At 55.1% G+C, this 26458-nt stretch carries 24 protein-coding genes; 18 read left to right on the forward strand and 6 right to left on the reverse strand.

The features are described 5' to 3' along the window. Positions 1–8 precede the first annotated feature (8 nt). From FF098_RS17340 to FF098_RS17350, 3 genes are read right to left on the reverse strand one after another with little or no spacing between them, the layout of a single operon-like run. On the reverse strand, positions 9–971 hold the full coding sequence (locus FF098_RS17340) for a toll/interleukin-1 receptor domain-containing protein (RefSeq protein ID WP_155142957.1): 963 nt from the start codon (positions 969–971) through the stop codon (positions 9–11). A 2-nt stretch (positions 972–973) separates the two neighbouring features. Next, the gene (locus FF098_RS17345; RefSeq protein WP_155142960.1) at positions 974–2512 is read right to left on the reverse strand and encodes a restriction endonuclease subunit S; all 1539 of its coding nucleotides are present in this window, start codon (positions 2510–2512) and stop codon (positions 974–976) included. Beyond that, on the reverse strand, positions 2509–5244 hold the full coding sequence (locus FF098_RS17350) for a type I restriction endonuclease subunit R (RefSeq protein ID WP_155142962.1): 2736 nt from the start codon (positions 5242–5244) through the stop codon (positions 2509–2511). Before FF098_RS17350 ends, FF098_RS17345 begins: the two co-directional genes overlap by 4 nt. 122 nt (positions 5245–5366) lie before the next feature. Between FF098_RS17350 and FF098_RS17355 the strand changes: the two genes are divergently transcribed. From FF098_RS17355 to FF098_RS17380, 6 genes are all read left to right on the forward strand, one after another. Continuing rightward, entirely contained in the window at positions 5367–6167 is an 801-nt protein-coding gene (locus FF098_RS17355) for a TetR/AcrR family transcriptional regulator (RefSeq protein ID WP_155142963.1), read from the forward strand. Beyond that, a complete protein-coding gene (locus FF098_RS17360; protein WP_155142965.1) occupies positions 6154–6876 on the forward strand; it encodes a hypothetical protein in 723 nt (240 codons plus the stop codon). Before FF098_RS17355 ends, FF098_RS17360 begins: the two co-directional genes overlap by 14 nt. Positions 6877–7013: 137 nt before the next feature. Then, on the forward strand, positions 7014–7208 hold the full coding sequence (locus FF098_RS17365) for a hypothetical protein (protein WP_155142968.1): 195 nt from the start codon (positions 7014–7016) through the stop codon (positions 7206–7208). Positions 7209–7220: 12 nt separating this feature from the next. Further along, a complete protein-coding gene (locus FF098_RS17370; protein ID WP_155142970.1) occupies positions 7221–8885 on the forward strand; it encodes a recombinase family protein in 1665 nt (554 codons plus the stop codon). Positions 8886–8919: 34 nt separating this feature from the next. Next, positions 8920–9342, forward strand: coding sequence for a plasmid mobilization protein (locus tag FF098_RS17375; protein ID WP_155142971.1), 423 nt, complete (start codon positions 8920–8922; stop codon positions 9340–9342). Then, positions 9339–10607 carry a relaxase/mobilization nuclease domain-containing protein gene (locus FF098_RS17380; RefSeq protein ID WP_155142972.1) on the forward strand — a complete coding sequence of 423 codons (1269 nt, stop codon included), beginning with the start codon at positions 9339–9341 and terminating at the stop codon, positions 10605–10607. The genes FF098_RS17375 and FF098_RS17380 overlap by 4 nt, the downstream gene beginning before the upstream one ends. 22 nt (positions 10608–10629) lie before the next feature. Here FF098_RS17380 and FF098_RS17385 read toward each other — a convergent pair whose 3' ends face one another. Beyond that, positions 10630–11055: a hypothetical protein gene (locus tag FF098_RS17385; RefSeq protein WP_155142973.1), complete on the reverse strand. Its 426-nt coding sequence runs from the start codon at positions 11053–11055 to the stop codon at positions 10630–10632. 11 nt (positions 11056–11066) lie between these two features. After that, positions 11067–11576, reverse strand: a complete 510-nt coding sequence (locus FF098_RS17390; protein ID WP_155142974.1) for an antirestriction protein ArdA — start codon at positions 11574–11576, stop codon at positions 11067–11069. 359 nt (positions 11577–11935) lie between these two features. Here FF098_RS17390 and FF098_RS17395 point away from each other — a divergent pair, with 359 nt between their 5' ends. Beyond that, the gene (locus FF098_RS17395; RefSeq protein ID WP_155142975.1) at positions 11936–13903 is read left to right on the forward strand and encodes an ATP-binding protein; all 1968 of its coding nucleotides are present in this window, start codon (positions 11936–11938) and stop codon (positions 13901–13903) included. Further along, positions 13900–14529 carry a hypothetical protein gene (locus tag FF098_RS17400; RefSeq protein ID WP_155142976.1) on the forward strand — a complete coding sequence of 210 codons (630 nt, stop codon included), beginning with the start codon at positions 13900–13902 and terminating at the stop codon, positions 14527–14529. The genes FF098_RS17395 and FF098_RS17400 overlap by 4 nt, the downstream gene beginning before the upstream one ends. Before the next feature lie 287 nt (positions 14530–14816). On the opposite strand, the gene FF098_RS17405 is transcribed toward FF098_RS17400, so the two are convergent. Continuing rightward, positions 14817–15083, reverse strand: coding sequence for a metal-sensitive transcriptional regulator (locus FF098_RS17405; protein ID WP_155142977.1), 267 nt, complete (start codon positions 15081–15083; stop codon positions 14817–14819). A gap of 31 nt (positions 15084–15114) precedes the next feature. On the opposite strand from FF098_RS17405, the gene FF098_RS17410 reads away from it, so the two are divergent. From FF098_RS17410 to FF098_RS17455, 10 genes are all read left to right on the forward strand, one after another. Further along, positions 15115–15558, forward strand: a complete 444-nt coding sequence (locus FF098_RS17410; protein WP_155142978.1) for a hypothetical protein — start codon at positions 15115–15117, stop codon at positions 15556–15558. Positions 15559–15646: 88 nt separating this feature from the next. Further along, complete coding sequence (locus FF098_RS17415) at positions 15647–17554, forward strand: copper resistance system multicopper oxidase (RefSeq protein WP_155142979.1); 1908 nt, start codon at positions 15647–15649, stop codon at positions 17552–17554. Beyond that, positions 17554–18372 carry a copper resistance protein B gene (locus tag FF098_RS17420; protein WP_155142980.1) on the forward strand — a complete coding sequence of 273 codons (819 nt, stop codon included), beginning with the start codon at positions 17554–17556 and terminating at the stop codon, positions 18370–18372. The genes FF098_RS17415 and FF098_RS17420 overlap by 1 nt, the downstream gene beginning before the upstream one ends. 9 nt (positions 18373–18381) lie before the next feature. Further along, positions 18382–19377 carry a DUF2231 domain-containing protein gene (locus FF098_RS17425; protein ID WP_166426620.1) on the forward strand — a complete coding sequence of 332 codons (996 nt, stop codon included), beginning with the start codon at positions 18382–18384 and terminating at the stop codon, positions 19375–19377. A gap of 71 nt (positions 19378–19448) precedes the next feature. Continuing rightward, a complete protein-coding gene (locus FF098_RS17430; RefSeq protein WP_155142989.1) occupies positions 19449–20720 on the forward strand; it encodes an APC family permease in 1272 nt (423 codons plus the stop codon). Positions 20721–20771: 51 nt separating this feature from the next. After that, positions 20772–21188 (forward strand): ion channel, encoded by a 417-nt coding sequence (locus tag FF098_RS17435; protein WP_155142981.1) that lies wholly within the window; start codon positions 20772–20774, stop codon positions 21186–21188. A gap of 160 nt (positions 21189–21348) precedes the next feature. Next, positions 21349–23571 (forward strand): copper-transporting P-type ATPase, encoded by a 2223-nt coding sequence (locus tag FF098_RS17440; RefSeq protein ID WP_155142982.1) that lies wholly within the window; start codon positions 21349–21351, stop codon positions 23569–23571. Positions 23572–23651: 80 nt separating this feature from the next. After that, positions 23652–24206, forward strand: coding sequence for a DUF305 domain-containing protein (locus FF098_RS17445; RefSeq protein WP_229714617.1), 555 nt, complete (start codon positions 23652–23654; stop codon positions 24204–24206). Between the two features lie 493 nt (positions 24207–24699). Next, complete coding sequence (locus tag FF098_RS17450; protein ID WP_155142984.1) at positions 24700–26007, forward strand: TolC family protein; 1308 nt, start codon at positions 24700–24702, stop codon at positions 26005–26007. Beyond that, a partial coding sequence (locus FF098_RS17455; protein WP_155142985.1) for an efflux RND transporter periplasmic adaptor subunit occupies positions 26004–26458 on the forward strand: 455 nt, incomplete at its 3' end. The genes FF098_RS17450 and FF098_RS17455, both read left to right, overlap by 4 nt.

The raw sequence follows: 26458 nt of genomic DNA on the forward strand, positions 1-26458 counted from the left end.
CCCTAATATTATCGCTGTGAGCCCTGCAGTCGCTGGATCAGCATTGACCAGTACAATTCCGCAGCGCCCTCCTGCGTTAGTTTCTTTTCCGAGTCGCCTCGCATGATGAAACTCATGCCCATCGGTTTCAGGAACAGGCTCTGATCATCATTCTCGACGCTGAGTTCTTCGTTGCTCGTGTTATCGCGGGCATTGTCACCCTCGGCATAGGCTATGCCACCGCCGAACATGCCGCCCAGTCGAACCGTGCAGGATGATATCTTAGTGCCGGTGCGATAGATCGCGGCGGTGAACTTGTTGCTGTCCACCCGGCGAAACCGGCCCTCGATACCATCATTGCGTTTTTGCAGCTCTTCCAGCGATCCCTCGAAGAACTTCGCGAGAAACTCGAAAGTCTCTTCGCGAAAGGCGTCCCGATCAGCGTCGGAAAACTGTTTCTTCAGGCGGAGGTTGGAGGATCGGGGCAGAACCGCAGCGGGAACCGGTTTCGGTTCAATCGCCCGATGCGGGCTGGCCGGTGCGCTCGCCTTGCCGATTTCCTCGATGGCACGGCGGATGGACTGCGTCACGTCGAGGAAGGCTTCGTCCTTGTCGGGCCAGCGCGTGATCGGTTGTGCATCTTTCGGGGTCAGGACATATCTGCCCAGATCGGTATGCGTCCAGTCACAGGGGCGCAGCACGACCGATATCACGCGGGCCGTTCCCTCGCGGTGCCGCTCCAGCGCATGGGCCTTCTCGATCTTGTAGCAATAGTCCGAGGCGAGGAAATCCGGGCTCAACAGCAACAGTACGATATCGGCGTCATCCAGTTCTCGGGAAACACTATCATCCAGATGATCGCCTGGCGTGAGGCGACGGTCGTGCCAGACATCGATCAGCCCCTGGCGTTTGAGCATGGCGAGATGAACTTCCAGTTCATCCCGCAAGGCCTCGTCCTTATGAGAATAGGAAATGAATACGCGTGCGCTCATGTTCAGCCTTTCTTCTCCTGTCTGATCCGCTTAAGGAGTTTTTCGGCGGGCTCGTCATCCGGGTCCTGCGGCACGAGGCGGCCTTCGAAGGCGGCTTTGAGGATGGATTGCCTGAGCGCCTTGGCGGCGCGCTCCTGTTCGTCCAGCGCCGCCGCGACACGATCGGCCTTGCTGAAAGCTTCCTCGACGCGGGATAGTATTTCTTCTTGCTCTTTTTGGGGGGGGAATGCGAGAGGCAGCTGCTCTATCTTTGAGATGCTTAGCGTATGAAGACCCGAGGTGGATGAAGCAACTTCTTCCACCAATGTTCGTCCGAATGGAGAACGCAACCAAACCATTGAATAACGCGAAGTTATGGAATCAGAGAAGCGCACTTTAATTAGATGGTTTTGATGGACACAGCCTTTTATCGAAGCATCCCAAAGAGCCGCCCGCCCAATTTGCTCTTTGCTACCGTTACCTTCGACAATGAGCAGGTCGAACCTTTGGAGTTCCACTCGTTCAAGCTCTCGTTCCGTTACTCCAATACTATGGATTTCAGTTAGATCGAGACGATTCTCATAAACATTAGCTACCCGGAGATATGGGCGAGTATGAGGTAATTCATTTCGTTTCTTATTTTTTGTTAGCCCACCAGACACATTGCCAATAGTAGAGAACGAAAGCCACAACCAGCTAATTGGCAATGTGGAATTGAATTCGTATTTTGGAGGTTTAGCTTCACCATACTTCTTCTTCCAGGCATCGCCTTTCGGCTCCTTGCCCTTCGCTTTCATCTTTGCCAGCTCGGCCTTTTCCCAGGCGGTGCGGCGGGCGTCGAGGATGCGGGTGAGAAGCTTGTCGGCGGGCTCCAGCCTGTCGCGGTTCTTCTCGCGCCAATCGGCGGTCAGCGCGCCGGTGACGGCGGCTTTCAGGACCGATCTGCGATAACGCTCCAGCGCCTTGCGCGCGCGTTGCAACGCCCGCTCCCCCGCTTCGATATCGCTGAACAGCTCGTCGATTTTCGAGACAATGCGTTTTTGCTCTGCCAGGGGAGGGATGGGTATTTCGGAATTGCGAACAAAGTCGGCGGGGACCCTCTGCTGCCCCACCGCTCCCGACATATTCCGTTTGGCCAAATTGCGGAATTTATCGCTCACGACAAAATAGAATAGATACTTTGAGATGATCGCTTCAGTCGGGCGTAAGATGTGAAATTCGGTAGTACCGCAGCCTCTTCCCTGATGAAGCCCCTTTGCAACTGCAACCTTCCCATTCTCCATACACGGAGTTATTTTTGCAAAAAGAACATCGTCTTCAAGGAAACGAGTAAAATTCTTTTTCACCGAAGCGAACTTGCGTGTTTCAGAGAGGTCAATTGTATTTGAAAGCGGCTCTACCGCCGCCATTGGGACGAAGCTGACAGTATCATCGTCGTCGAGTTTGATCTTGGCTTTGGACGGATTGACTTCGGCCACCTCACCTATGGTCGATACTGACCAAAGCCTGTCACGTTCGTCCAATTCTTCGGCCTTTGTCTTTTCTGCCGCCGCCGCACTCATGCCCCGAGCGCCTCGGTCATCTCATCCAGGAGGCCGGTCAGCTTCTGCCCGAACAAGGCGCGTGCCTTGACGACGCCACCCCGATCGGAAAAGGCGGGGCTCTGCATCAGGTCGCTGGCAGCAATCTCGGCATTGGCGGCAATATGGTCGCGGATCAGCATCAGCCATTCCATCTGTTCGGGAGCATAGTCGATGCCCGCTTTCTTCTGTCGCCCGATCCATAGATTGAATCGCCGCTCGACCTGAACCGAAATCGGCTCAAGCAAGTCGATCTGTCCCAGGGCGAAGCGCACGAGAGCGACAACCTCCGTCAACAGCCTGTCGGCGGGCGCGCCGCGCACCTTTGCCTCCTCGATCCGGCGATAGGCCTGCCAGACATCGGCGACCTGCAGGTAATGGGGCGGGTCGGCCAGCTTTGCCGTCAGCTCCCTGATCTGGGCATAGGTTAGCCGTTGCCTGCCGACCGGCTGGTTATAGAGAATCTGCAGGGCGGTGATCTCGTCGCGGTTCTCCTCGATGAAGGCCTTGAAGCTGGTGATCCGTTTTTGCGCCTCGCGCAGGTCGAAGCTCGCGCTGACGGTCTCGTCCGGGCTGATTTCGTCGATGACGATATCGGCCTTTGTCTTGATATCGATCAGCAGCTGGCGGGTCTTCGGATTGTTGAACGGTCTGCAGGCCTCGTCCTGCAGCCGCTCCGCGATTTCCGCCATGGCTTCCTCACCGGCAAACGAACCGGTCCGTGCCTTGATCACATCCGGATCGATCGAATCGAGCAGGCGGTTCGCCAGCGCGCGCAGGCTGTCACCGCCAGTGGCTGCCGTGATCCTGTCGGAATCCTCCTTTTCGATCTTGCGGTCGAGGGCCGCAAGGCGCGCCGCGAGAGAAGAGATTGCGTCCTCGTCCCTGCGGCCCTGCGCGATCTGCTCCAGCAGCTTGTCGAAGCCGAGCGCGCGTTTGCGTTCCATCGGCTGGGAGGCAGACTTGCAGCTCTCGGTCACGCCAACCGCGTCGATAAGGATAAAGCGGGTCTTCGTGCCGGCATCCGGCGTGACCTGCGCCAGCGAGCCATCATCGATGGTGCGCACGCCGCGCCCTTTCATCTGCTCGAAATAGCCCGACGATTTCACATCACGCATGAAGATGACGACCTCTACCGGCTTGATGTCCGTGCCGGTCGCGATCATGTCGACAGTCACGGCAATGCGAGGGAACGGATCGACGCGGAAAGCCTTGATCAGGGCCTGCGGATCCTCGCTGGTCTTGTAGGTGATCTTCTTGGCAAACTCGTTGCCCTTGCCGAAAACCTCGCGAACGATGGTGACGATTTCCTCTGCATGGTTGTCATCCTTGGCGAAGATCAGCGTCTTGGGCACCCATTCACCCGACCGATCAGGGAAAAGCTCGGTAAAGAGTGACTGGCGGTATGTCTCCAGAACTGTCCGTATCTGGTTGCGCGCCGTGACGGACCGGTCGAGTTCATTCTGAGAATAGTCGAAATCGTCTTCCAGCTCGCGATAACGGGTCGCGCGCGTGCGCTTGTCGCGCACCGGGATTGTATAGCCCTTGTCGATCAACGAGCCCTGGTCGCCAATTTTCGTCCGCACCCGAAAGACCTCATAACCGACATTGACACCGTCGGCGACGGACCGCTCATAAGGATATTCGGCGACAAGGTTCTGGTTGAAGAAACCGAGCGTATGGTTGGTTGGCGTCGCCGTCAGGCCGATGATGAAGGCATCGAAATAGTCGAGCACTTGCCGCCAGAGCCCGTAAATGGACCGATGGCATTCATCGGTAATGATGAAATCGAAGGTTTCAATGGGGATATCGGGATTATAGGCGACAGGCTTTATATCGCCATCTTCCACTTCCCATGTTTCAAAACCGGATTGTTCATCAGCGCCTTCCTCCAGCTCCTCACCGCGAAGCATCGAGTAGAGGCGTTGAATCGTCGTGATGACCACCTTCGCGTCTGGATCGAAGCGAGGGGATCGCAAATGCTGGGTAATATAAACGTCAGTAAAAAGATTACCGGCACCGGGTGGCTCGAATTCCTGGAATTCCTTCAAGGTCTGCCGGCCAAGATTAGCCCGATCCACCAGGAACAGAATTCTTTTCGCGCCTGCATGTTTCAGCAGGCGCCAGGAAGAGGAGCAGGCGGTGAATGTCTTGCCGGCACCGGTCGCCATCTGGATCAGGGAGCGCGGTCGGGCCTCCGCAAGGGATTTTTCCAGCCCATCAATAGCTTCGATCTGGCAGTCTCGCAGCCCTTCGGTCAGGAGCGCCGGCATATCTTCCAGACGGGCGCGCAATGACGCGGCAGCTTCAAGCCACTTCAACAGGGTTTCCGGCTTGTGAAAGGCAAAGACGCGTCGGGAACGCGGATGCGGGTCGCGCATGTCCTTGAAGATCGTTTCCTCGCCAGTGCTTTCATAGTCAAAGACAAGAGTATCCTGCCAGCGGGCCAGATGATCCGGCAATTGCGCCATGTATCTGTCGGACTGCTCGGAAACGCCGGAAAGTGTCGTGCCGATCTTTTTAGCCTCGATAACACCCGCTGCCTTACCCCGAACGAATAGCAGGTAATCGGCTTCATCCCGACCAAGCGCAAACTCCCGTACCGCAACGCCCAACGCTGCCGTGCGATCAAAGTCTTTCCGGTCCTGTATTTCCCACCCTGCAGCGATCAAGAGCTTGTCGATCTTGTGCCGGGCTTCCTCCTCAGGTGTCATTTCTATTTTCTACACCTGTAAGTTTTGGAGAAAAAGCCCTGTTTCGAAAGGCAATTTACCTGAAGAGGTTTCTAACGTAGAATACGAATTCGGATTCTATATCTGTCTCATAAGGAAGTTTGGTGTTCTCAAAATCGGGAAGAAAAAAGAAGGATCCAGTATCCGGCACTATGCAGGACCAACGGACCCGTGCCCTGTATCGGCAGGCCTGCGGCATGCTGACTGAAATGGATATGGACGAGATGTCCATTGCCAGGCTGGCAAAGCGCGCAGAATGTTCGGTCGGAGCCTTTTATGGCCGATTTCCCGATAAGACAGTTTTCCTCGATTTTGTGATCCGACAGACATTTCGGCGTCTTACCGGGGCCACTGAGCAATTCTTCGAAAGCTTGGAAAGAGACGTTAGTTTAGACAGCGCCGTCAAAAAACTGATTGACCATTTGGTCGAGACTTTTGGAGAGTCGGAAACTGCCGGCGTTCTCCGGGCGGCGACCAAGCTCTCTATGACTAACGCATCCACCAAGCAGCCCCTAGTAGACTATCGAAAATTTGTGGAGGAGAAGGCGGCAGAAATCCTGTCAAACATTCCTGACACTGATATTGACTCGGGCGAAACACGTAGCGTGATGCAAATTACTTTTGCCACACTTCTCGACATTGCACTTAACGACGCCGGCCCAATGCGCGCAGGTAGCGGTACCCTCAAAAGTATATTGTCAGAATTCGCGGTCGCTCAATTGGACGGGGCGTCGGGTCGCGTCGAAAGCGACAGTAAAGCTGATAGGAAGCGCGCGAAGTCTGAGCAAGCCACTATCGCGGATAAACTGGGATTAAAAAGGCGCACGGTTACCAAGCCTGAAACTGATAAAAAGAAAAGCAACCGAAATCGGCTCAACCGCGAGACAGAAAATGACAAGCTGTAGCCAAAGCGATCCTTTTAAGATTTCGCAAAATATCTTTTCTGCAGATTTCGTGCGCGATCTAGCGAGCTCGTACAAGATTGATACCGACCTGGAGTCGTTGCGGCACCAATTAATCCGTATTGGCGGTCTGTATCTGGCCGAATGCAAAAATAATCTGGATGAATTGCGCGCAGCGGAGAGAAAGGAATATCAGAAAATTCTCGCCGAAATTGACCGCTTTGGCGAAGCGCTGGAAACGGAAGAGAATTACGGTCTCGCGCCATTGATGCAATTCGCTGCCATACGGGCACAGGAACCACCACCGCAAACGACATTTCACAAAGTCACAGAATTTCAGAAATCACAAGCCGCCCCGTATTATCTCGAACTGGTCAGACTGTTGCGTTTGCTGCGCACCGGCGTGGAAGACCATATCACCATGATGCAGCCCCCAAAAGGTCGGAAGGGAAATTCGGCACTGAGAGATTTCGTCCTTCGACTTTCCATCTTTTGGACAGAGAATACAGGACGAAAATTCAGCTTCGATCACCATGAAGGTCAGCCGCTGACAGAAGCATATGAGTTTGTTCAAAGTGTAGCGTGTCACTTGGACCCGAATATTCCCGAGGCGCAGATAAAAACGGCGATGCGTTACGTTATCGGACAACGCAACGAATGGGAAAAGCGCGCCAACGAGGCTTCTAATGCCGCTTCTCCCTCACGGGAATAGGTCGGAATGAAAGCCTCCATTCTTGTGAGTGCGCCATGAAATGCCAGCAAATATGCCATGAAATCCTGATAGTGTTATGACGTGCACAGAGGGCTATAAGCTGATTGCATTGGTGGCATCGAAAAGGAGTTTAATCGATGCCAAAACATGCCCCAAACAAACCGCTGCCGCCGCCCGCCAACGACAATTTCAGCGATCTTAACATTGTCTGCGATGTGACGCAGGACTTGCCAATTACGCTGTCAGAGCTTCAAATCCTGGAAACCTATTTTTCAGGTGACATCGCAACGTTGATCAAAAATGCCGCCAATGACAATTCAGGTGACAACTGACAGGATACCGGAATGAAAAAAGCCGCTATCTATGCCCGCGTCTCTACCGGCAAACAGGCCGCCGGAGAATTGTCTATCCCTGACCAAATTTCACGATGCGAGGAATATGCGCGGGCACGCGATTATGCAATTACGCAACATTATATCGATCCTGGGGTCAGTGCCCGTTCTGACAAGCGCCCTGAATTCCAGCGCATGATACGAGAGTGTACTTTGGGCTCGCATCCGGTTGATGCGGTGCTCGTGCACAGCCAGTCACGTTTTGCCCGAAACACGCGCGATCTCCTAGTCTATTCCGAGATGTTGAAAGACCATGATATTCAGCTTCATTCTATCACCCAAGATGTCGGTGAAGGCGACACCGCCGATATCATGCGCACCATGCTTGGTGCTTTCGATGAATATCAGTCGAAAGAGACTAGCAAACATGTCTCACGCTCGATGATCGAAAACGCCCGTCAGGGTTTCTGGAATGGCGCACAACCGCCTTTCGGCTATAGGACTTATGTCGCTGAAACACGCGGCGCGCGGGCCAAGAAGAAAATCGAAATCGATGCGCAAGAAGCGGAGATCGTCCGACTTGTTTTCCGACTTTATTTTTATGGCGACGGGAAATCAGGCCCGCTCGGCGTCAAGCAGACGGTTTCCTGGCTAAACGAGAACGGCTTTGTGAACCGCGCTGGCAAAGCATTCCGTGTCCAGTTTGTCGATAAGATCCTGAGAAACCCCGCCTATATTGGCGAACATTATTTCAATCGGCGCGATTCACGGCGCGGTGTTGAGCGCCCTAAAGAGGAATGGGTTCCGTTCCAAATGCCGCGCATCGTCGAAGATGCAGTTTTTTATTCCGCTCAAGAAAAGCTCGACCGTCAGCATCCCTTAAAGACACCACCGCGCCTTGTCCGCAGCGATGTGTTGCTGACTAGTATCGCGACATGCGCGAAGTGCGGATCACCCTTGCGCAAGCAGTCCGGCAAAAGCGGTCAGTATCACTACTATAAATGTTCGCGCAAATCCGACACCGGCGAAACCGGCTGTTCCGGTGTCTCAATCCCGATGTCGCGGCTTGATGATGCCGTTATCGACACATTGGAGGAAAAGCTTCTCAATCCTGCAAGGCTCAGAAAGCTGACAGAGACACTTGTCGCCAGAGCGAGCGAACGCAGTCAAGAATATGGAGCGCGCGCCAAGCGCCTCGACGGGGACCGACGTAAGGCGAAAAGCCAAGTGCAGGAGCTCTACCGCCTCATCGGAACAGGTGAATTGGCGATGGACGCAAGCCTTTCGGCCCATATCAAGGGACTGCAGGACGGCATCGAAACCCTCAATCGCCAGATTGCTTATGTCGAAGATCAACGCGCCGCACCTTGCGACAGGCTGGATGATGTTGCCATCGATCGGTTTGGCCGTGCCGTCAGCACCGCCTTGCGGGACAGGTCAAACCCCGCATTCGCCAAGGCTTATATCCAGTCGATCATCAGTGATATCAGGGTGAGCGAAAACGAAATCCGGATTTCCGGCCCGAAGGCAGCCTTACTAGAGCAAGCAAGCGCCTTTTCAGGCGCAAACCAGCTGGTTCCATCTTTTGCACAGGAATGGCGCACCTCACAGGAGAATGTTCCAACTCCTGCGGGCCTGAATTATTCGAGGAATTGGGGCGCTGGAACGAGGTCCTGAAGACGCTGGAGCATGACGATCTGGGGCCGCAGCCATGACCCCGGTATCTGACGCCTTCGAAGAAGCCGCCAGCAAGCCACCGAAATCCAAGCCGAAATATCCTCCGCCCCTCTCTCTGCGTATGACGCCGGAAGAGCGTGAAAGGCTGGAGCGGGACGCCGGGCAACTCACCCTGAGCGCCTACATCAGGCTTTGCCTGTTTGGCGACGATGTTCCGAAGCACCGCACACGCGGCACCAAAGTGATCAAGGACCATGAGGCTCTGGCACTCGTGCTGCATCACTTCATGCATTCAAACATCGCCAACAATCTCAACCAACTGGCCAAGGCGACACATATGGGCACGCTGCCCATTGATGATGAAACGGCATCCTGCCTGAGGGAAGCGTGCACCGAGGTCGCCGAGATGCGGGCGGTTCTCGTTCAGGCGCTCGGCCAATCCGGGAGGCGTAAATGATCCTCGTCGGCAACTCACGCGGCGGCGGGCAGGATCTGGCCCGCCATCTACTCAAGGAAGAAAACGATCATGTTGAGGTGCATGAGCTGCGCGGCTTTGCCGCCAGTGATTTGCATGGTGCGTTCAAGGAGGCCCATGCCCTGTCACGGGCCACCAAAGCGAAGAAGTACCTGTTCAGTCTCAGCCTGAATCCGCCTGAAAACGAACATGTGGGAACCGAGGAGTTCGAGAGCGCAATCGTCCGCGTCGAAAAGGAACTGGGCCTGACGGATCAGCCCCGCGCCATCGTCTTCCATGAGAAGGAAGGCCGGCGGCACTGCCATGCCGTCTGGAGCCGGGTCAATGGCGAAGCGCTGAAGGTTATCCCGATGGACTTCCACAAGAACAAGCTCCATGCCCTCGCCCGCGAACTATACCTTGAACATGGCTGGCAGATGCCGCGCGGCTTCCTGAACGAAGAACCCAGCGATCCCAAAAATTTCACTCTGGAAGAATGGCAGCAGGCCAAGCGCCGGGGCCAGGATGCCCGGCAAATAAAGGCTGTCTTACAGGAAAGCTGGGCGATCTCGGACTCAAGAGCCTCCTTCACTCATGCCCTGAAGGAACAAGGTCTGATCCTCGCACGCGGCGACCGTCGCGGCTTCGTAGCCGTAGATCGCCACGGCGAGCCCTACGCCATTGCCCGCTGGGTCGGGGTGAAAACGAAAGCCGTCCGCGAGAAGCTCGGCGAAGCCGGAGACTTGCCAAGCATTGAAGAGGCGATGTCCCTCCATGCGAAGGAGATGAAACCCGCCTTCGACCGCTGGTCGGGCGAGCTGACAGATCGCGCAGCCACGCTCAAGACCGTGCAGGCAAAGCAGCGCGAAGCGCTCATCGCCAAACAACGGCAGGAACGGGCCGCGCTTCAGGAAAAGCTGGAACAACGCCGGATCGAGGAAGCCAAAGCAAGGCAGGCGCGATTCCGCAAGGGCCTGCGCGGTCTATGGGATCGGCTACGCGGCGAGCATAGGACCATCACCAAGCAGAATGAACGCGAAACACTCGCCTGCGAGAAGCGCGACCGCAAGGAAAAAGACCGGCTCGTCTTCGCGCACCTCTCCGAGCGTCGCGCCCTGAAAGACCGGCAGCGCGAACAGATCGAGGCATTGAAAACTCAAAGGCAAAGCCTGCGCGATGACTGGACGCACTATCGGGAAATGCGAGACACCGCGCCCGCTCGCGCCTCGCCGCCGCGCAAACGCGGCGGCCCGGATTTCGAGCGCTGATGCATGTGGCGGGTAATCCGGCCTACAGGTCGAACAGATCGCGCTGCTTGGTCAGCATCGTCTCGATCTCGCGCAGGATCGCGAAGTCATTATAGAGATGATTATGCTTGAGGCTGATGGCCGTATGGACATCGTTGCACCCTTGCGCCTCTTCCAATGCCCCGTGATCGCGATAGCGCCGCAACCGATTGACCTGTTTCCTGTAGCCGGACACATCGCGTTTCAGGTCTTCACGGACTTTCTCGCGAAGCTGACGCAGGCTATGGGATCGCTTCGGCTCCGGCTTCGTGTCGATCTCGTCCAGCCTGTCCGGCATATAGCCGCGATAATTGTTCTGCTCGGCTTCAAACCTGATCTGCTTCAGGCTCAGGACTTTCCCGCCGCGCACATAATACCAAGGATGACCGGGGCAATATCCTGTCTCGTTCGGGGGAAGGGAAATGCTCATGACTGCCCTCCCTAATTCGCCCGATAGATCAGCCGCGTTCCGGCGATATCGGTCTCGGTGTAATCAAAGGACAGGTCACGGGTGATGGCGTCGATATCGATGTAATTGGTCAGATGATCGGGAATCTCTCCGAACAGCCCTTCGGCGATGAACTCTTCGGCCAGCTCTTTCAGGCTGCCGAGATGATAGATATCGATCTCGAAATCCTCCGACCCGATGCTGTCGGGATCGAAGGAATAGCCGACTTCGCTCACCGCGATGATGAAACGCTGCTTCTCCTGCTCGTCCCATTCCCCGGCAAGCTCAAAGAACCGCGCCAGAGTGCCCTGGCTCAATCCCCACGCCTCAGCAAAGGCCGCATCGATAGCCTCGCCGTCGATGAACTGAATCTCGAACTCCTCGACCTTCTGGCCGTGATCATTCCTGAGCGTCGCCGCTTTCTCCGAAAACTCATCGGCAGATGAAAAATAGAAGCCATTGGCCGCAAGGTCATAGGGCTGGGCAAAGAGTGTGATCGACATGAATACCTCCCGTCAGGATAAGGGTTGCGCATGCAACCCTCTGCCCCTTGGCGAAAGCGGGGGGTGGGAGCGGAAGGCAAAAATCGGCGCAATTTTCTTGTCTTTCCAAGGCACGCCGGAAAGCAGGAAAATCTGCGTTCTATTTTTGTCGAAGCGACCGGGGGGCTGGCCCCCGAAAGCGCGAGGGATCGACGCCGAATGGCCGGGATCGCCACAAGCGGGCCCGGTTCACGAGAGCCCGGCCCGAAGGGCGCGCCCAATGGCTAAGGCATATCGCGATCACACAAATCTCAATGTTTTGTTTCTAGGTAGGGTTGTGTATATTTATCCGCCAGATAACAAGATAATGGGGAAGGCAATTGGATTATCTAAAACCTGCAGACATGCCTGCCGTTCTAGAAAGAACAAATTATAAGCATACAGATGAAAACTTTCTTCTACCTATTTATGAAGCAATATCAAACGCTATTTATTCTACCCAGAGCCGGTGGGGAGATGATGTTTCTAGTCAGGGACAAGTTCGCGTTTCGATCTCAACAGGCAATTTTGAAGCTGTCATTGCCGATAATGGCTTAGGCCTGAACAAAGAAAATTATGCATATTTTCTCACGCCGTTTACTGGATACCGCCTCAAAAAAGGCGGCAAGGGCTTTGGTCGATTTATCGCCTTCAAAGTCTTTGAAGATATAATTTACACCTCCAAATTTAAAGTTGAAAATAATACTGTCACAAGGGTATTTGGTTTCAACATATATCAAGAACCACAAATACTGGATTCACCCCTTAATCCACCGACTTTGCCTTTTGATCAGGGATGTGTGGTGCGATATCAATACCCGAAAGCGGAATTCGATAAGATAATTGAATCACTAGAAGGTGAAGAGATAGTCGAACGCACAATTCGCTACTTTTTGCCATTCTTCTTATCTGGCGATATGCCTGATTTAGCAATTACGGTTGATGGCGCAAAATTCGATGCCAGGTCACATTTTGCTGAATTTTTTAGCCCTGAGATTCAACAAACTGTCGACATTGATCTCGGTACGGAAACAAGAGAATTTAGAATCGACATTACGAAGGTTAAGCGTGAAAAGCTCTTCAAGGAGCATATGGCATTGCTCTTTGCAGATGGGCGAATTATTGGTACTGGGCGTAAAATATCAGGAAAAATAGGAAACGCACATTTTGATGCTCCTGATGGTTCTAAGCAAATTTACATTGCCTCTATTAGTGGTGATTTCTTAGACGAACGAGCGAACACAGCGCGGACAGAGATTGAAGCTACAAATGAAGAAATTGATGCGATAGTCGACCGCGTAACAGATTTCATCTTGGGCATAGAGTCCGAGTTTGTACAACGCCATCGCGCATCCCAAGCAGGCGGTGTAGCAAAAGCAATTGTACGTAACCCGCTTCTTCGAAGCGCGCTCAACGGAAAAAGTATTGCTGACTATGTCAGCAATAAACCGATGAACTGGAAAGCTGAGAATTTTGTTGCCGATCTTGCGCTTCAGCGTTTTCGCGATCAGAGAAATTGGCAAAAAGAGTTTGAGGAAGGCCTGAAGGCTCCTGAAAAGCTGATTGAGATGCGTGAAAAAATAGCTGAGCAGCTTGACGAGGAAAATAAGGATGCCCTCGCATCGTATGTAGCACACAGAAGGTCCGTTATTGAGCTCGCAGAAGCGGTTCTTGGCTTTCAAGACGATGGAAAAATGAGCCTGGAGGATGTTTTTCACGACCTCGTCCACCCACGCCATGAAGATAGCGATTCTACGAAATTCTATCAGCATAACCTTTGGCTATTGGATGAGAGGCTCGCGTTTTTTTCATACTGTTCAAGCGATCGTACGCTCCATGGAAAGCGTAGGCAGAAAGGAGATAAGGTTGCCGATCTAGTGATGTTCGATGATTGCTCGATCTATCGTGAAGGAGACAAAGATACAGTTGTTCTTATTGAATTCAAAAAGCCGGGACGGGATGATTATAGCTACGCCGACCCCAAGAGAGATCCGATCCAGCAGGTTATCGAAACTGCCGTAAAAATTCGTTCGACAGGTCGTTTGATAACAAAATCAGGCCGAACCATAGCTGTGCCCGATGGTGTGCGGCTGTATGCCTATGTCGTCGCGGATGTGGAGCCTACCCTCAGAACGGTGTGCGAAAACCATGACATGCATGACTCTTGGGACCAAAAGGGCTTTTACATGTATCATGCTAAAAAAGATATATTCATAGAGGTTATGGGCTACGATAAACTTCTAGATGATGCGAAGAAAAGAAATGCGGCATTCTTCGATGTGCTTTTAGGCGAGCTTGCAGATGGATGACACCGAAAACAAGGCTGAGTAAAAGAAAAGTACAAATAGTGGAGGAGCTTAACGGGCGAAGACCAAAGATCGCCACCCTGAACGAGCTACGTGTACGATCTTATTGGCAGGTCATGAAAAAACCGGGCTCGCGATCTTTGGCAGATCATAGAAAATCCTTCACGAGAACGGTGTTAGAGCATGGTGAGCCGCTTACTGTCTATGATCTGTCCCGCACCTATGAAGGAATTCCAGTTGCATTGACGACCGGAATCTTCGCTCGATGGGCTATCTGGGAATTTATTGAAAGAGGATATTTAACTGACCTGCCGGGGGCAGAAGACATTATCTTATATATGGGATGTGATGCCTGTACCGGCTTAGTACGTGTAAATGAGAATCTATATTCGATCACAGGCACTAGCTGCTATCTGCGATCCCTTTATTTAGTAAGCCTTGAAAATGATTATGACCTATTAAAGTCATTTTCTAACGTCGAATGGCCAATTCTGGGCGCGACAAAAGATGGAGCTTTCAGGCAAATCAATAACGACGTCTCAGTATATGAGCTAGGATTGCTACCATCTTACACCTCAGCGTTGAATGGTAAGCATCTTTCCCTAGCTAAAATTTCATTCAGATATTGATGGACACCGTTAATAGCTTAGTGTCCTTAGATTCTAAGACAGTAAGAGTATTTTTTTAATGCAACTAAGGCAGCATAGATCAAAATAAACTCGCCCAAAAAATTAAATGCCTGCAGTGCATCCAATACTAAATCCATACTGATAAATATAATTGACATGCCGTGAGAATGCAAACTTTTGTGCTTTGGTGTTTCAAATTTAGCTTTATCTAAGTGGGCAAAAACCAGATTCACAAGCTCGGGATTAGAAATAACGGCAGACGAACGGTTTGAGTATTACAGCAACTTTCACCGCTTTAGCTTGTCGAACAGATCGACCAGTTCAGCGACCTTGCCACGTTGTTCTTCGCTATTGCCCGAGCGGATCGCATCTTCGACGCAATGGGAAGCGTGGTCTTTCAGGATTTCGCTTTCGGCCCGCGCCAAAGCGGCCTTGACCGCCTGCATCTGGTGCAGGATGTCGATGCAGTAGCGATCCTCTTCCAGCATCTTCGTGATGCCGCGAACCTGTCCCTCGATCCGTCTCAGTCTCGTGATCGTGCGTTGCGATTTCATGATTTGACCTCATACCTATAGGGGGTATATCATGGCTATTGGAAGGAGCGTCAAGCATCCGATGAAGCATTTCGGCAAACAGGCAATGATCGTTACAATCGCGCTGATCCTCGGGATCGGCCAAGCCTGCGCCTGTCTGTCTCATGTCGGTGCATCGAGCCTCCATCAATCCGCTGCCGGGGCGCATGACGTCCACGCTTCGCATTCCAACCACGACGCAACGCATGAGGACCATGCAGGTCAGCAGCCCTGCGATGAGGATTGTCCGCATTGTGCTGACAGTTTCGCGATGGCGCTCCAGAGTGAGGCCAGTGCCTTCACATTATCTGCACCGGCATCGCAAGTCTTCCTGGCCAGTAGGCAAATAGACCCTTTCCCGAACCCGGTCTCCATTCCGCGCCAGTTTCTGGCGCTGAACTGGCATGGCCCGCCCGCACAAACGCCGGTCTCTCTCAAAATCGTCATGCGTGATTAAGCAGCACCGAACCGGCTCCGTTTCGAGAGCCGCTACGGGCGAACTTTGCCCGGCATTCTGCCATTCACCCTGACAAGAGAGAAAAACCATGGTTTCAAGACGACAATTTCTATCAACATCCTTGCAGGCGGGACTCGCGCTCGGCGCAACGAGCCTGCTTCCCGCATGGTCCTTGCCCGCCAGCCGGGGGAATACCGGGCTCAGCACCCTTACGGGCAACCGTTTCGATCTGAAGGTTGACCGTTTCCCCGTCACGATTGGCGGACGCTCGGGCATGGCGCTGGGCGTGAACGGTACGGTTCCAGCGCCTTTGATCCGCTTCCGCGAGGGCGAAGAAATCACCCTCAACGTTACCAACACTCTGGATGAGGACACGTCCATCCACTGGCATGGCTTGCTCGTACCGTTCCAGATGGACGGCGTGCCCGGCGTGACATTCCCCGGCATCCGCCCCGGCGAAACCTTCCAGTACAAGTTCGCTGTGCCGCAGAACGGTACCTACTGGTATCACTCCCATTCCGGTCTGCAGGAACAGCTCGGCCATTACGGCCCGATCATCATCGAGCCGAAGGGCGCGGACCCGGTCGGCTATGACCGCGAATATATCATGGTGCTTTCGGACTGGAGCTTTGAAGACCCCTACCGGATCTTCAAGAAGCTCAAGACGATGAGCGAGACCTATAATTTCAGCCACCGTACGGTGCCTGATTTTATCGAGGATGCCGGGGAGAAAGGGTTCGGCACGGCGCTGGAACAACGCGCCATGTGGGGCGGTATGCGCATGTCGCCGCGCGATATCGCCGATGTGACCGGCGCGACCTATCATTTCCTGATCAACGGCCATTCGACGGCGGATAACTGGAACGCGGTTTTCAATCCCGGTGAGCGTGTTCGCCTGCGGATCATCAATGCCTCGGCGATGAGCATTTTCAATGTCCGCATTCCCGGCCTTCCGATGACTGTGGTTCAGGCTGACGGGCTGCATGTCCGGCCACTTGAAGTCGATGAATTCCAGATCGGCGTTGCCGAGACCTATGATGTCATCGTCCAGCCGAAGGACGAAAAGGCCTATGCCTTCACGGCGGAATCCATCGACCGCTCCGGCCAGGTCGTGGCGACGCTGGGGCCCCGTCCCGGCATGAAGGCCAAGGAACCCGCCCTGCGGGCCGTTCCCACGCTGACCATGAAGGACATGGCGATGGATCACGGCTCCATGGATATGGGCGGTGACACGGCATCAGGCGGCATGAAGATGGCTGGCATGGATCACGATATGAAGGGCCATGACATGGACGCCATGTCCGACAGCGCCGAAGTCAAACGCGGGCCCGGTGTCACCAAGCTCGCCGCGATGCCGATGAGCCGTCTCGATGAACCGGGGCTCGGCCTTGAAGACGTCCCGCACCGGACCTTGCGCTATTCACAGCTCAGAAGCCTTGAACCGAACAAGGATACGCGCGCGCCCGAGCGTGAGATAGAAGTGCATCTCACCAGCAACATGGAACGCTACATGTGGTCGTTCGATGGGGTGAAATTCTCTGAAGTGACCGAGCCGATCATCTTCCATGAAGGTGAGCGTGTACGGATGACCATGGTCAACGACACGATGATGAACCACCCGATTCACTTGCACGGCATGTTCTTCGATCTGGTCAATGGCGGCGGAAATCATATGCCGCGCAAGCACACGGTCATCGTGAAGCCCGGCGAGAAACTCTCGGTCGATATCACGGCGGAGCATGTCGGCGACTGGGCGTTCCACTGTCACCTTCTCTACCACATGCATGCCGGGATGATGCAGGTCGTCTCCGTCCTCCCGAATGACGGCAGGAACAAGCCGATGTCTCATGATCATCCGCCGTCTCACAAGGCGTCGATGCAGATGGACGGGCAAGACATGAAACATGAAATGAGCTCACACGACATGGGCGCGCACGATATGGAGGGTCACGATATGGGCTCCCATGGCGATCACAAGATGGGAGGGCAGCACTGATGAGACAGACAGTCAGAACACTGAGCCTCGGCGCTCTCCTCGCCGCAACTCTTTCCGCAACGCCGGCACTCGCCCAGCACAGCCATGATGGTGACGACAGTCCCGCGCCATGGTCGCAGGCCGATGCCTATTACGACCCGGCGGAGATGGCTGAAGCCCGAGCGCAAGTCCAACACCATGCAGGCGGACAGAATTTCTGGTTCGTCATGGCTGACCGGTTTGAAATCCAGTCTCTCGACGGCGAGGAAACCGGCGTCTGGGATGCACAAGGCTGGTATGGCGGCGACATCAACAAGCTTTTCGTCAAGACCGAAGGCGAATACAGCTTCGAGGGTGACGAAGTGGAGGACGCCGAAATACAGGCGCTCTGGTCACGAGCGATCTCGCCATACTGGGACCTCCAGACCGGCCTTCGCTATGACGTCGAGCCTGACGGCAAGGCCCATGGCGTGTTCGGTGTGCAGGGCCTCGCACCTTATCTCTTCGAAGTCGATGCCGCCGCCTTTGTCAGCGAGGACGGCGATGTCACCGCCCGCACGGAAGTGGAATATGAGCTTCTATTGACCCAGCGTCTGATCCTGCAGCCGAGGCTGGAAGCGAATTTCTCCTTCCAGGATGTGCCCGATCGCGAGCTCGGTACCGGTCTCACCAATCTCGATGCGGGTGTTCGTCTGCGCTACGAAATCAAGCGCGAATTCGCGCCTTATGTCGGCGTGGAATGGCAAGGAGCATTTGGCGAAACCGCTGACATCATCGAAGCCGCTGGCGGCGATGCTCAGGGCACGGCCTTTGTCGCCGGTATCCGGGCCTGGTTTTAGGAGCCTTCCATGACCAATCTGATCGAACCGAACATTCATCCGATCCTTGTCCATTTTTCCTATGCCCTCACGGTCACGGCAGCGATATCCTACTTGCTGAGCCTTGTGGTGCCGGAACGGTTGCAGCGGACCTTGCGTCCCGCTGCAGACTGGATGCTGGCATTTGCGGCACTGGCCGTGGTGGCGACCATCGCCGCAGGGTTTCAGGCCTATTACAGTGTTGCCCATGACGGGCCGTCCCATGAAGCGATGACCACCCATCGAAACTGGGCCGTGCCCACAGGCATCGTCATCCTGCTTCTGGCTGGGTGGCGTTGGATGGGGCGAAAAGCGGCTGCTTCAACCCTTTTCACCGGTGCCGTTTTCGTTGCTGCAGTACTGGTCAGCATCACGGCATGGTGGGGCGGCACTATCGTCTACAAGCATGGCCTTGGCGTGCAAAGACTGCCCGAGGTGACGGGAGACGGGCACGATCACGACCATGGCGATGCGGTTTCAGGTAGTAACCAAGATCATGAAGATGAAGCGCATGGAGATGATCATCATGAGGAAAGCTCCCATGGCGAGGACGATCACCATGCTGACGAAGCGGATAAGACCGTATCGGCAGCACCGGCGGGATCACCGGAATCTGCCGTAGAGGCTTTCTCAGCCGCCCTGAAGGCAGGAGACGAGCAAATGGTGAAAGCCCTGCTGCTGCCGGATGTGATCATCGCCGAAGGCGGCGGCACGGAACGCTCCTTCGAGGAATATGCAGGTCACCACATGCCTGCCGATATGGCATTCACGTCGGCAGTGGAAACGACCCTGAAAGACCGTCAGTCCATCGTTTCCGGTGATATGGCTACAATCATTTCCCAGTCACAGCTTCACGGCAATGTCGATGGGAAAACCATCCATTCATCCATGATGGAGACCATGGTGTTGAGCAAGACCGATGAAGGCTGGCGCATCGCGCACATTCACTGGTCATCTGCGCCAATCACGGGAGAACACGAGCATTGACGGAAAACAAGCAGCAAGACAGGAACAGCGACTACGAAAAAGGAAGCCTCACTCTGGGCGGCACTGTCGCCATGGGAACGGGGGTGATGATCGGTGCCGGGATTTTCGCCCTGACCGGCCAGGTCGCCGAATTTGCGGGGCCTTATTTTCCGGCTGCGTTCTTTCTTGCTGCCGTTATCAGCGCCTTCAGTGCATATACCTATATCAAAATGTCCAACAAGTATCCGTCAGCAGGCGGTATCGCAATGATACTGCAGAAGGCATACGGACAATCCGCAATGACCGGTGCGTGTGCCCTGCTGATGGCATTTTCCATGGTCATCAATGAAAGCCTCGTGGCCCGGACATTCGGTACCTATACGCTCCAGCTATTCGATGTTGGAGACGATACAATCTGGGTACCCATCCTGGCGCTCGGCCTGATCCTTGTTGCTTTTCTGATCAATCTGGCAGGCAACCAGTATATTGGCGCCGTCTCAAAAATAACGGCGGTTTTGAAAGTTGGCGGCATCCTGTTGTTCGCAGGTGCCGGCCTCTGGGCCTCTGGCCTGTCATTCGAGGCCGTGGCCTCATCAGGCAACAGAGATTATTCCGCTGCCGGTTTTCTGGCCGGGGTAGCTCTCGCCATCCTGGCCTATAAAGGCTTTACCACAATCACGAATAGCGGCGATGAGGTCAAAAATCCGCAACGTAATGTAGGCCGGGCGATCATGATCTCGCTTGGGCTTTGCCTGCTGGTTTATATGGCCGTTGCCTTTGCGGTTGGCTCATCCCTTGGCCTCGAAGAGCTTGTTGCGTCAAAAGACTACGCCCTTGCAGAAGCCGCGCGGCCAACTCTTGGCCAATATGGCGTGTACTTTACTGTCGGCATCGCCATCATCGCGACCGCGTCCGGGCTCCTTGCCAGCATATACGCCGTTTCGCGCATGCTGGCCATGCTGACGGAAATGAACCTCATTCCACACAGCCATTTCGGCATGCCGGGACGAATTCAAAAACATACGCTCGTCTACACCGTTGTTGCCGCATCCTTGCTTGCGCTCTTTTTCGACCTCAGCCGGATCGCATCGCTCGGCGCGATATTTTATCTGGTAATGGATATCGCCATTCATTGGGGCGTTTTCCGCCATCTGCGAAAGGATGTGGGGGCGCGGTCCTGGGTGCTTCTCACGGCAATCGCTCTCGACACGCTTGTCCTTGGCGCTTTCCTGATTCTGAAGGCCCAGGCAGACCCGCTGATCATCATCACCGCTGTGGCAGGGATTATTCTGATTTTTGTCTTTGAAATATTCTATCTCGGAAGGCGGCGGGGAGAAAAAGGCGTACAAGCTGCCCAATCGTGATATTTGTTTTTGTACGGACCAAAAAGGAGACTATCAGGAAAGGAACGTAATATGGCACTGCTTCTAGGCTTGATATTGCTGGGCCTGCTCGGCATTGGCCATCACTACGGATTGCTTGGCATACGCGCATTAAAGCCGAGTTCTGATAACAGGCCGCAACTGGCGGTTATCGTCGTTTTCCTCGGGTTGGTCTGCCTGCACATCATTGAGATTGTCATGTTTGCCGCTGTTTACCGCGCAATTCTGGCATGGGGGACATTGGGTACACTCGGGGCCGATTTCGGGAATTCATGGCTCGATTTGATCTACTTCTCAGGGATCAATTTCGTGACTCTGGGCTATACGCAAATAGAGACCGAGGGCCCCTTGAAACTGATCAACATGCTTCAATCACTGGGCGGCTTTATGGTGCTGACCTGGTCTGCCACGTTTCTGTATGCCAATTGCGAAAAGGCGTGGAAAGAGTGATCCCGTGCTTGGGGTTTCGGTTGGCATAACCGAATGCGACCGTCAGATCTCCGAGAAAATGACGCTTGATTATACCCCCTGGGGGTATTATATGTCGCAAGCGCCGCAACGGTCAGGCGGTTGTCTTGCCTGACGTCCCGGACCAGCGAGAGAGAGCACCATGACCACACATCAACATGATCATTGCCACGGCCACGCCGACCATGCCTCCGGCGGCAGTAAAGCGTCCGGCAACTACGATATCGTTCCCGAAGGCTATTCAGGGACTGTCTACACGTGCCCAATGCACCCTGAAGTGCGCCAACCCAAGCCTGGCTCGTGTCCCCTGTGCGGCATGGCGCTGGAAGCGGAGGGCTTCGTCGAAGGCGAGGCTGATACCAGCGAACTCGATGACATGACGCGCCGCTTCTGGATCGGACTGGTCCTTGCTGTGCCATTGTTCGCCCTGGAGATGGGCAGCCACCTTTTCGGCGGTGCGGTGCATGGCTGGATCAGGCCGCAGCTTTCCGTATGGATACAATTCCTTCTTGCAACACCGATTGTGTTGTGGGCTGGGTGGCCGTTCTTCGTGCGTGGCTGGCAATCGGTCGTGCGGTGGAGCCTCAACATGTTCTCGCTTATCGCGCTCGGTACAGGCGCTGCATTTCTCTACAGCGTAGTCGCGCTGCTGGCGCCTGACGTGTTTCCGGATAGTTTCCGCAGCGAGCATGGCGTGGTGCCGGTCTATTTCGAGGCGGCAGGCATCATCATCGTGCTCGTCCTGTTGGGACAGGTGCTGGAATTGCGTGCCCGCGCCGGAACGAACGCCGCCCTTCGCGCTCTTTTCGACCTAGCCCCTGAACAGGCGCGCCGGGTGGCAGAAGACGGCAGCGAAAAGGATATCCCCCTGTCGGAAGTCCAAGCCGGGGATACGCTGCGTGTGCGTCCCGGCGAAAAAGTGCCGGTGGATGGCGACGTGCTGGAAGGCCGCTCGTCGGTCGATGAATCCATGGTAACGGGTGAATCGATCCCTCTGGAAAAATCACCGGGTGATATGCTGATCGGCGGCACGCTGAACGGCACCGGCAGTCTCCTCATGAAAGCGACGAAAGTCGGCAGCGAGACGATGCTATCCAACATCATCCATATGGTCGCCGAAGCACAACGCAGCCGCGCCCCGATTCAGGGACTGGCGGACAGGGTTTCGGGCTATTTCGTGCCAGCCGTGGTGCTCGTTGCCATTGTAGCATTTATCTGCTGGAGCGTTTTCGGGCCTACGCCCGCCCTAAGCTATGCCTTGATTGCGGCTGTCTCTGTACTGATCATCGCCTGTCCCTGTGCGCTCGGTCTGGCAACGCCGATCTCGATCATGGTCGGCATGGGCCGCGGCGCACAGGCCGGTGTCTTGATCAAGAACGCCGAAGCGCTAGAGCGGTTCGAGAAGGTCGATACGCTGGTCGTCGACAAGACGGGAACGCTGACCGAGGGCAAGCCGAAGGTCACTGCCATCATTCCGGTTGCCGATATCAGCGACGATGAAATCCTCAGGCTGGCCGCCGGGCTGGAACGGGGATCGGAACACCCGCTTGCCACGGCCATCGTCGACGCCGCCAGCGACCGGGGCATTTCCCTGCCGTCAGCGGAGGATTTCGATTCCATCACTGGCCAGGGTGTTCATGGCCGTATTGACGGTCAAGACGTTGCGCTCGGCAATGCCAGATTGCTGGAAACGCTCGGCATCGCCCTCGACCCCGCCGCAGCAGACAAGGCAGGTGAACGCAGGCGCGAAGGCGAGACCGTGATGCATGTCGCTGTCGATGGACGGTTGGCCGGACTGATCGGGGTCGCTGACCCAGTCAAGGAAACGACCGCGCAGGCACTGTCCGATCTGCGGGAAATGGGCGTCCACATCGTCATGGTGACCGGCGACAATGAGGCAACCGCGCAGGCCGTCGCCCGCAAGCTGGACATTGACGATATCCGCGCTGACGTTCTGCCGCAGGACAAGGGCGAAATCGTCCGGCAGATGCAGGAGCAAGGCCGTGTGGTCGGCATGGCTGGCGACGGGGTCAATGATGCACCGGCGCTGGCGCGCGCCGATGTCGGCATTGCCATGGGCACCGGCACGGATGTCGCAATCCAGAGCGCCGGGGTTACGCTGGTCAAGGGGACGCTCGACGGGATCGTCCGGGCCCGCCGCCTCAGCCAGGCGACAATGAGCAATATCAGGCAGAACCTGTTTTTTGCCTTCATCTACAACGCTGCCGGCGTTCCCATTGCTGCAGGGCTGTTATACCCGCTGACCGGTATCCTGCTCAGTCCCATCATCGCCGCTGCCGCCATGAGCCTGTCATCGGTCTCTGTCATTGCCAATGCACTTCGGCTGAAACGCTTGAAGCTGTAAGCGCTTTAAATACAGGAACTTTCCGACCATCAGCCCGTTGGACTTACGCTTATGGCTGAAACTTTATGGAGGAAAGTCCTGTGAATAACGGATCGAATTACTTGCGATTTGCAGCGATGATCGGCACTTCCATGGTGGTGATGTTCATCCTGATGTATTTCAACACCTATGCGTTTGAGCATGTACGCTGGAGCGAAACGCGGTTTTACATGACTTTCATCATGGGCGCTGCCATGGCCGTGGTGATGCTCAGCTTCATGCTCGGCATGTATAGCGACAAGAAGATCAATGCGGGCATCTATATCGGCAGCTTTGTCGTGTTGATCGCCGCACTGTTTCTGGTTCGCAGCCAGGTCACGGTCGGCGAGCGCTCTTACATGAACGCGATGATTCCCCACCACTCGATTGCCATCATGACGAGTGAGCGGGCACAAATCGAAGATGTTCGCGTTCGAGAGCTGGCCGACGAAATCATCCGCGCCCAGCGCCGCGAGATCAAGGAAATGGAATGGCTGGTCGATGATATCCGCAAGAATGGTATTGCAGAGAGCCAGGAGGAAGCCGAGGCCAGGCCTGTGCCGGAGTTCGAAGGCAAGCTCAACCCACAGGAACCTTCCGGCTCTGATGTCGAGTAGAATATCAGAATCCCTATCAGTGAGATCAGATGATGGTAATGTCTGGGAAAATGATAATGAAATGCATAGATTTGTGTGCTATCGATATTAGTGATGCGACGCTTCGGATTAAACAGAATTGCGAAACTCCTGCTGATGATGGCCCTGATGGCTTTCATCGCTACCCCGATTGTAGCCGAAGCCCATAACATTGCCGAGCTTTCCCATGAATGCGAAAGCAGCGCTGCATCAGATACTGACGATACTTCAGGCGATGAGAAACCGTCTCACAACAAGCATGTGCATCATTGCGGACCGTGTCACGGGCATATGCTCAACACGTCCCAACATCTCGTTGAACAGACCCTGATAGCGGACAAACAGGTATCCGAATCGATGCTTCGCCTGCCGCCGCCGCTCGTATACGGATTGTTCCGCCCTCCGCGTGGCTAACCGGCCTTTCTCGCCCTTCGAGGGGCGTTTTTCCGGTTAATCTACGTGGAGAATTTATCTCATGAAACGACACATATGGGGCGGCCTGTGCGCCCTTGGCATTCTTGCAATGCCGATCCAGGCCTATGCTGCGGCTTCGTGCGGCGGGACTTATCAGCCACGCCTGACATCTGCTCAGGCCGGAATGATAGAAGAAAACGAACCACTGACACTCGATCAGGTGCTAACGCAAATCAGGCATGCCTCGCCTGAAGTAAGGGCCGCGGCGCTCGAGACCAAGGCAAGGGCTGCCGAAGCGCGGCAGGCGGGCCGATGGTTAAACCCCTCCCTGTCTCTGGAGGTGGAGAATTTCGGCGGGGATGGTGCCTTTGATGGCTTCGACCAGTCGGATCGAACCTATGCCATTTCCCAGACCTTGCAACTCGGCGGCAAGCGCCAGAAGCAGGTGCGTGCTGCCCGCGCGCTTGAGGCACTAGGCAGTGCACAATGCGAAACCATCCTGCGCGAGGCAGAACTGGAAGCGGCGCTCAGCTTTTACGATCTTCATGCCACCATCCAGCTTGCCGAGATGGCGGACAGTGCCGCCGATCTGGCGGCCCGGTTCCGGGATACGGTCATTAAGCGATATGAGGCCGGCGCGGCGGCACCACCCGACGTCTCACGCGCCAAAACCGAAGCGGCGCGTCTCCAGGCCGCAGCAGCCGATCTGCAGGCTCAAATCATAGTGGAAAAACTGGCATTGGCCGCGCTCTGGGGCGCTGACACTGCCCGGTTCGGTAATCCGATCATTACCGCAACACAGGCTGCACCGTCGCAGGGGGAGGTTTCGTCGCATCCGGCGATCGTTGCGGCAGCCGCATCGCTTGAAGCCAGCCGGGCTCAGGAACAGCTGGAACGGGTACGGATCATTCCTGATATCACGGTATCGGCTGGTGTGAGGGAGTTCGAGGCAACGGGTGAAAGCGCGCTTGTTGCAGGGCTTGAGGTGCCCTTGCCGCTGTTTGACCGCAACCGGGATGCTGCCGATGCCGCCGCCTTCCGAGCGCAGGCAAGCGCTATCGATGCCGAAGCGACAGAGGCACGCCTGCGCGCTCGCCTGCAGTCTTCTATCGCCCAGCAACAGGCTGCTAGGCGCCAGCTCGACCTGCTGCAATCAAGTGCGTTGCCGGAAGCTCAGTCCGCCCATGATGCTGCCATTAGAGGGTATCAGGCAGGCAAGTTCGACCTGACAGCAACGCTCGATGCCAGGCAAGCGCTGATCGACACGCAGATCGCCGTCATAGAATCCAACCGAAAACTGAATGCGGAAAATGTGCTGCTGCAGAGCCTGATTGGCGCGGCACCATTCTCCGAGGGAGACATGCAATGAAAAAAATATTGATACTGATGATAGTGCTTATATTCAGTATACCTTTGGTCAGTGGGTGCGGTGAGGAAACTGCTGACACCGGCGCACAAGCCGACCATGCCGCGTATGAAGGAGACGCGCATGAAGAAGGTGATGATGAACATGGCCATGAGGATGAGGCCGATATCGTTGAAATGTCGCAAAGCGCTGCGAGTGCAGCCGGCATAACCTTGGCGAAAGCTGAATTGCAGAAGACCAGTGACGATCTGGAGCTGCCAGCCGAAATACGGACCAACCCGGACCGGGTTGCAAATCTCTCAAGTCCCGTCTCCGGCATTGTTACGAAGCTGATGGTCAGCGAGGGTGATCATGTGATTGCTGGTCAGTCCCTTGCCGTCATCTCAAGCCGAGAACTGGCTGATCTCAAGGCAGAATATCTTGCCAGCGTCTCGGCGGAGGATCTTGCCCGCAC

This window comes from Aquisalinus luteolus (assembly GCF_009712425.2).
GTDB classification, from domain to species: Bacteria; Pseudomonadota; Alphaproteobacteria; order Caulobacterales; family Parvularculaceae; genus Aquisalinus; species Aquisalinus luteolus.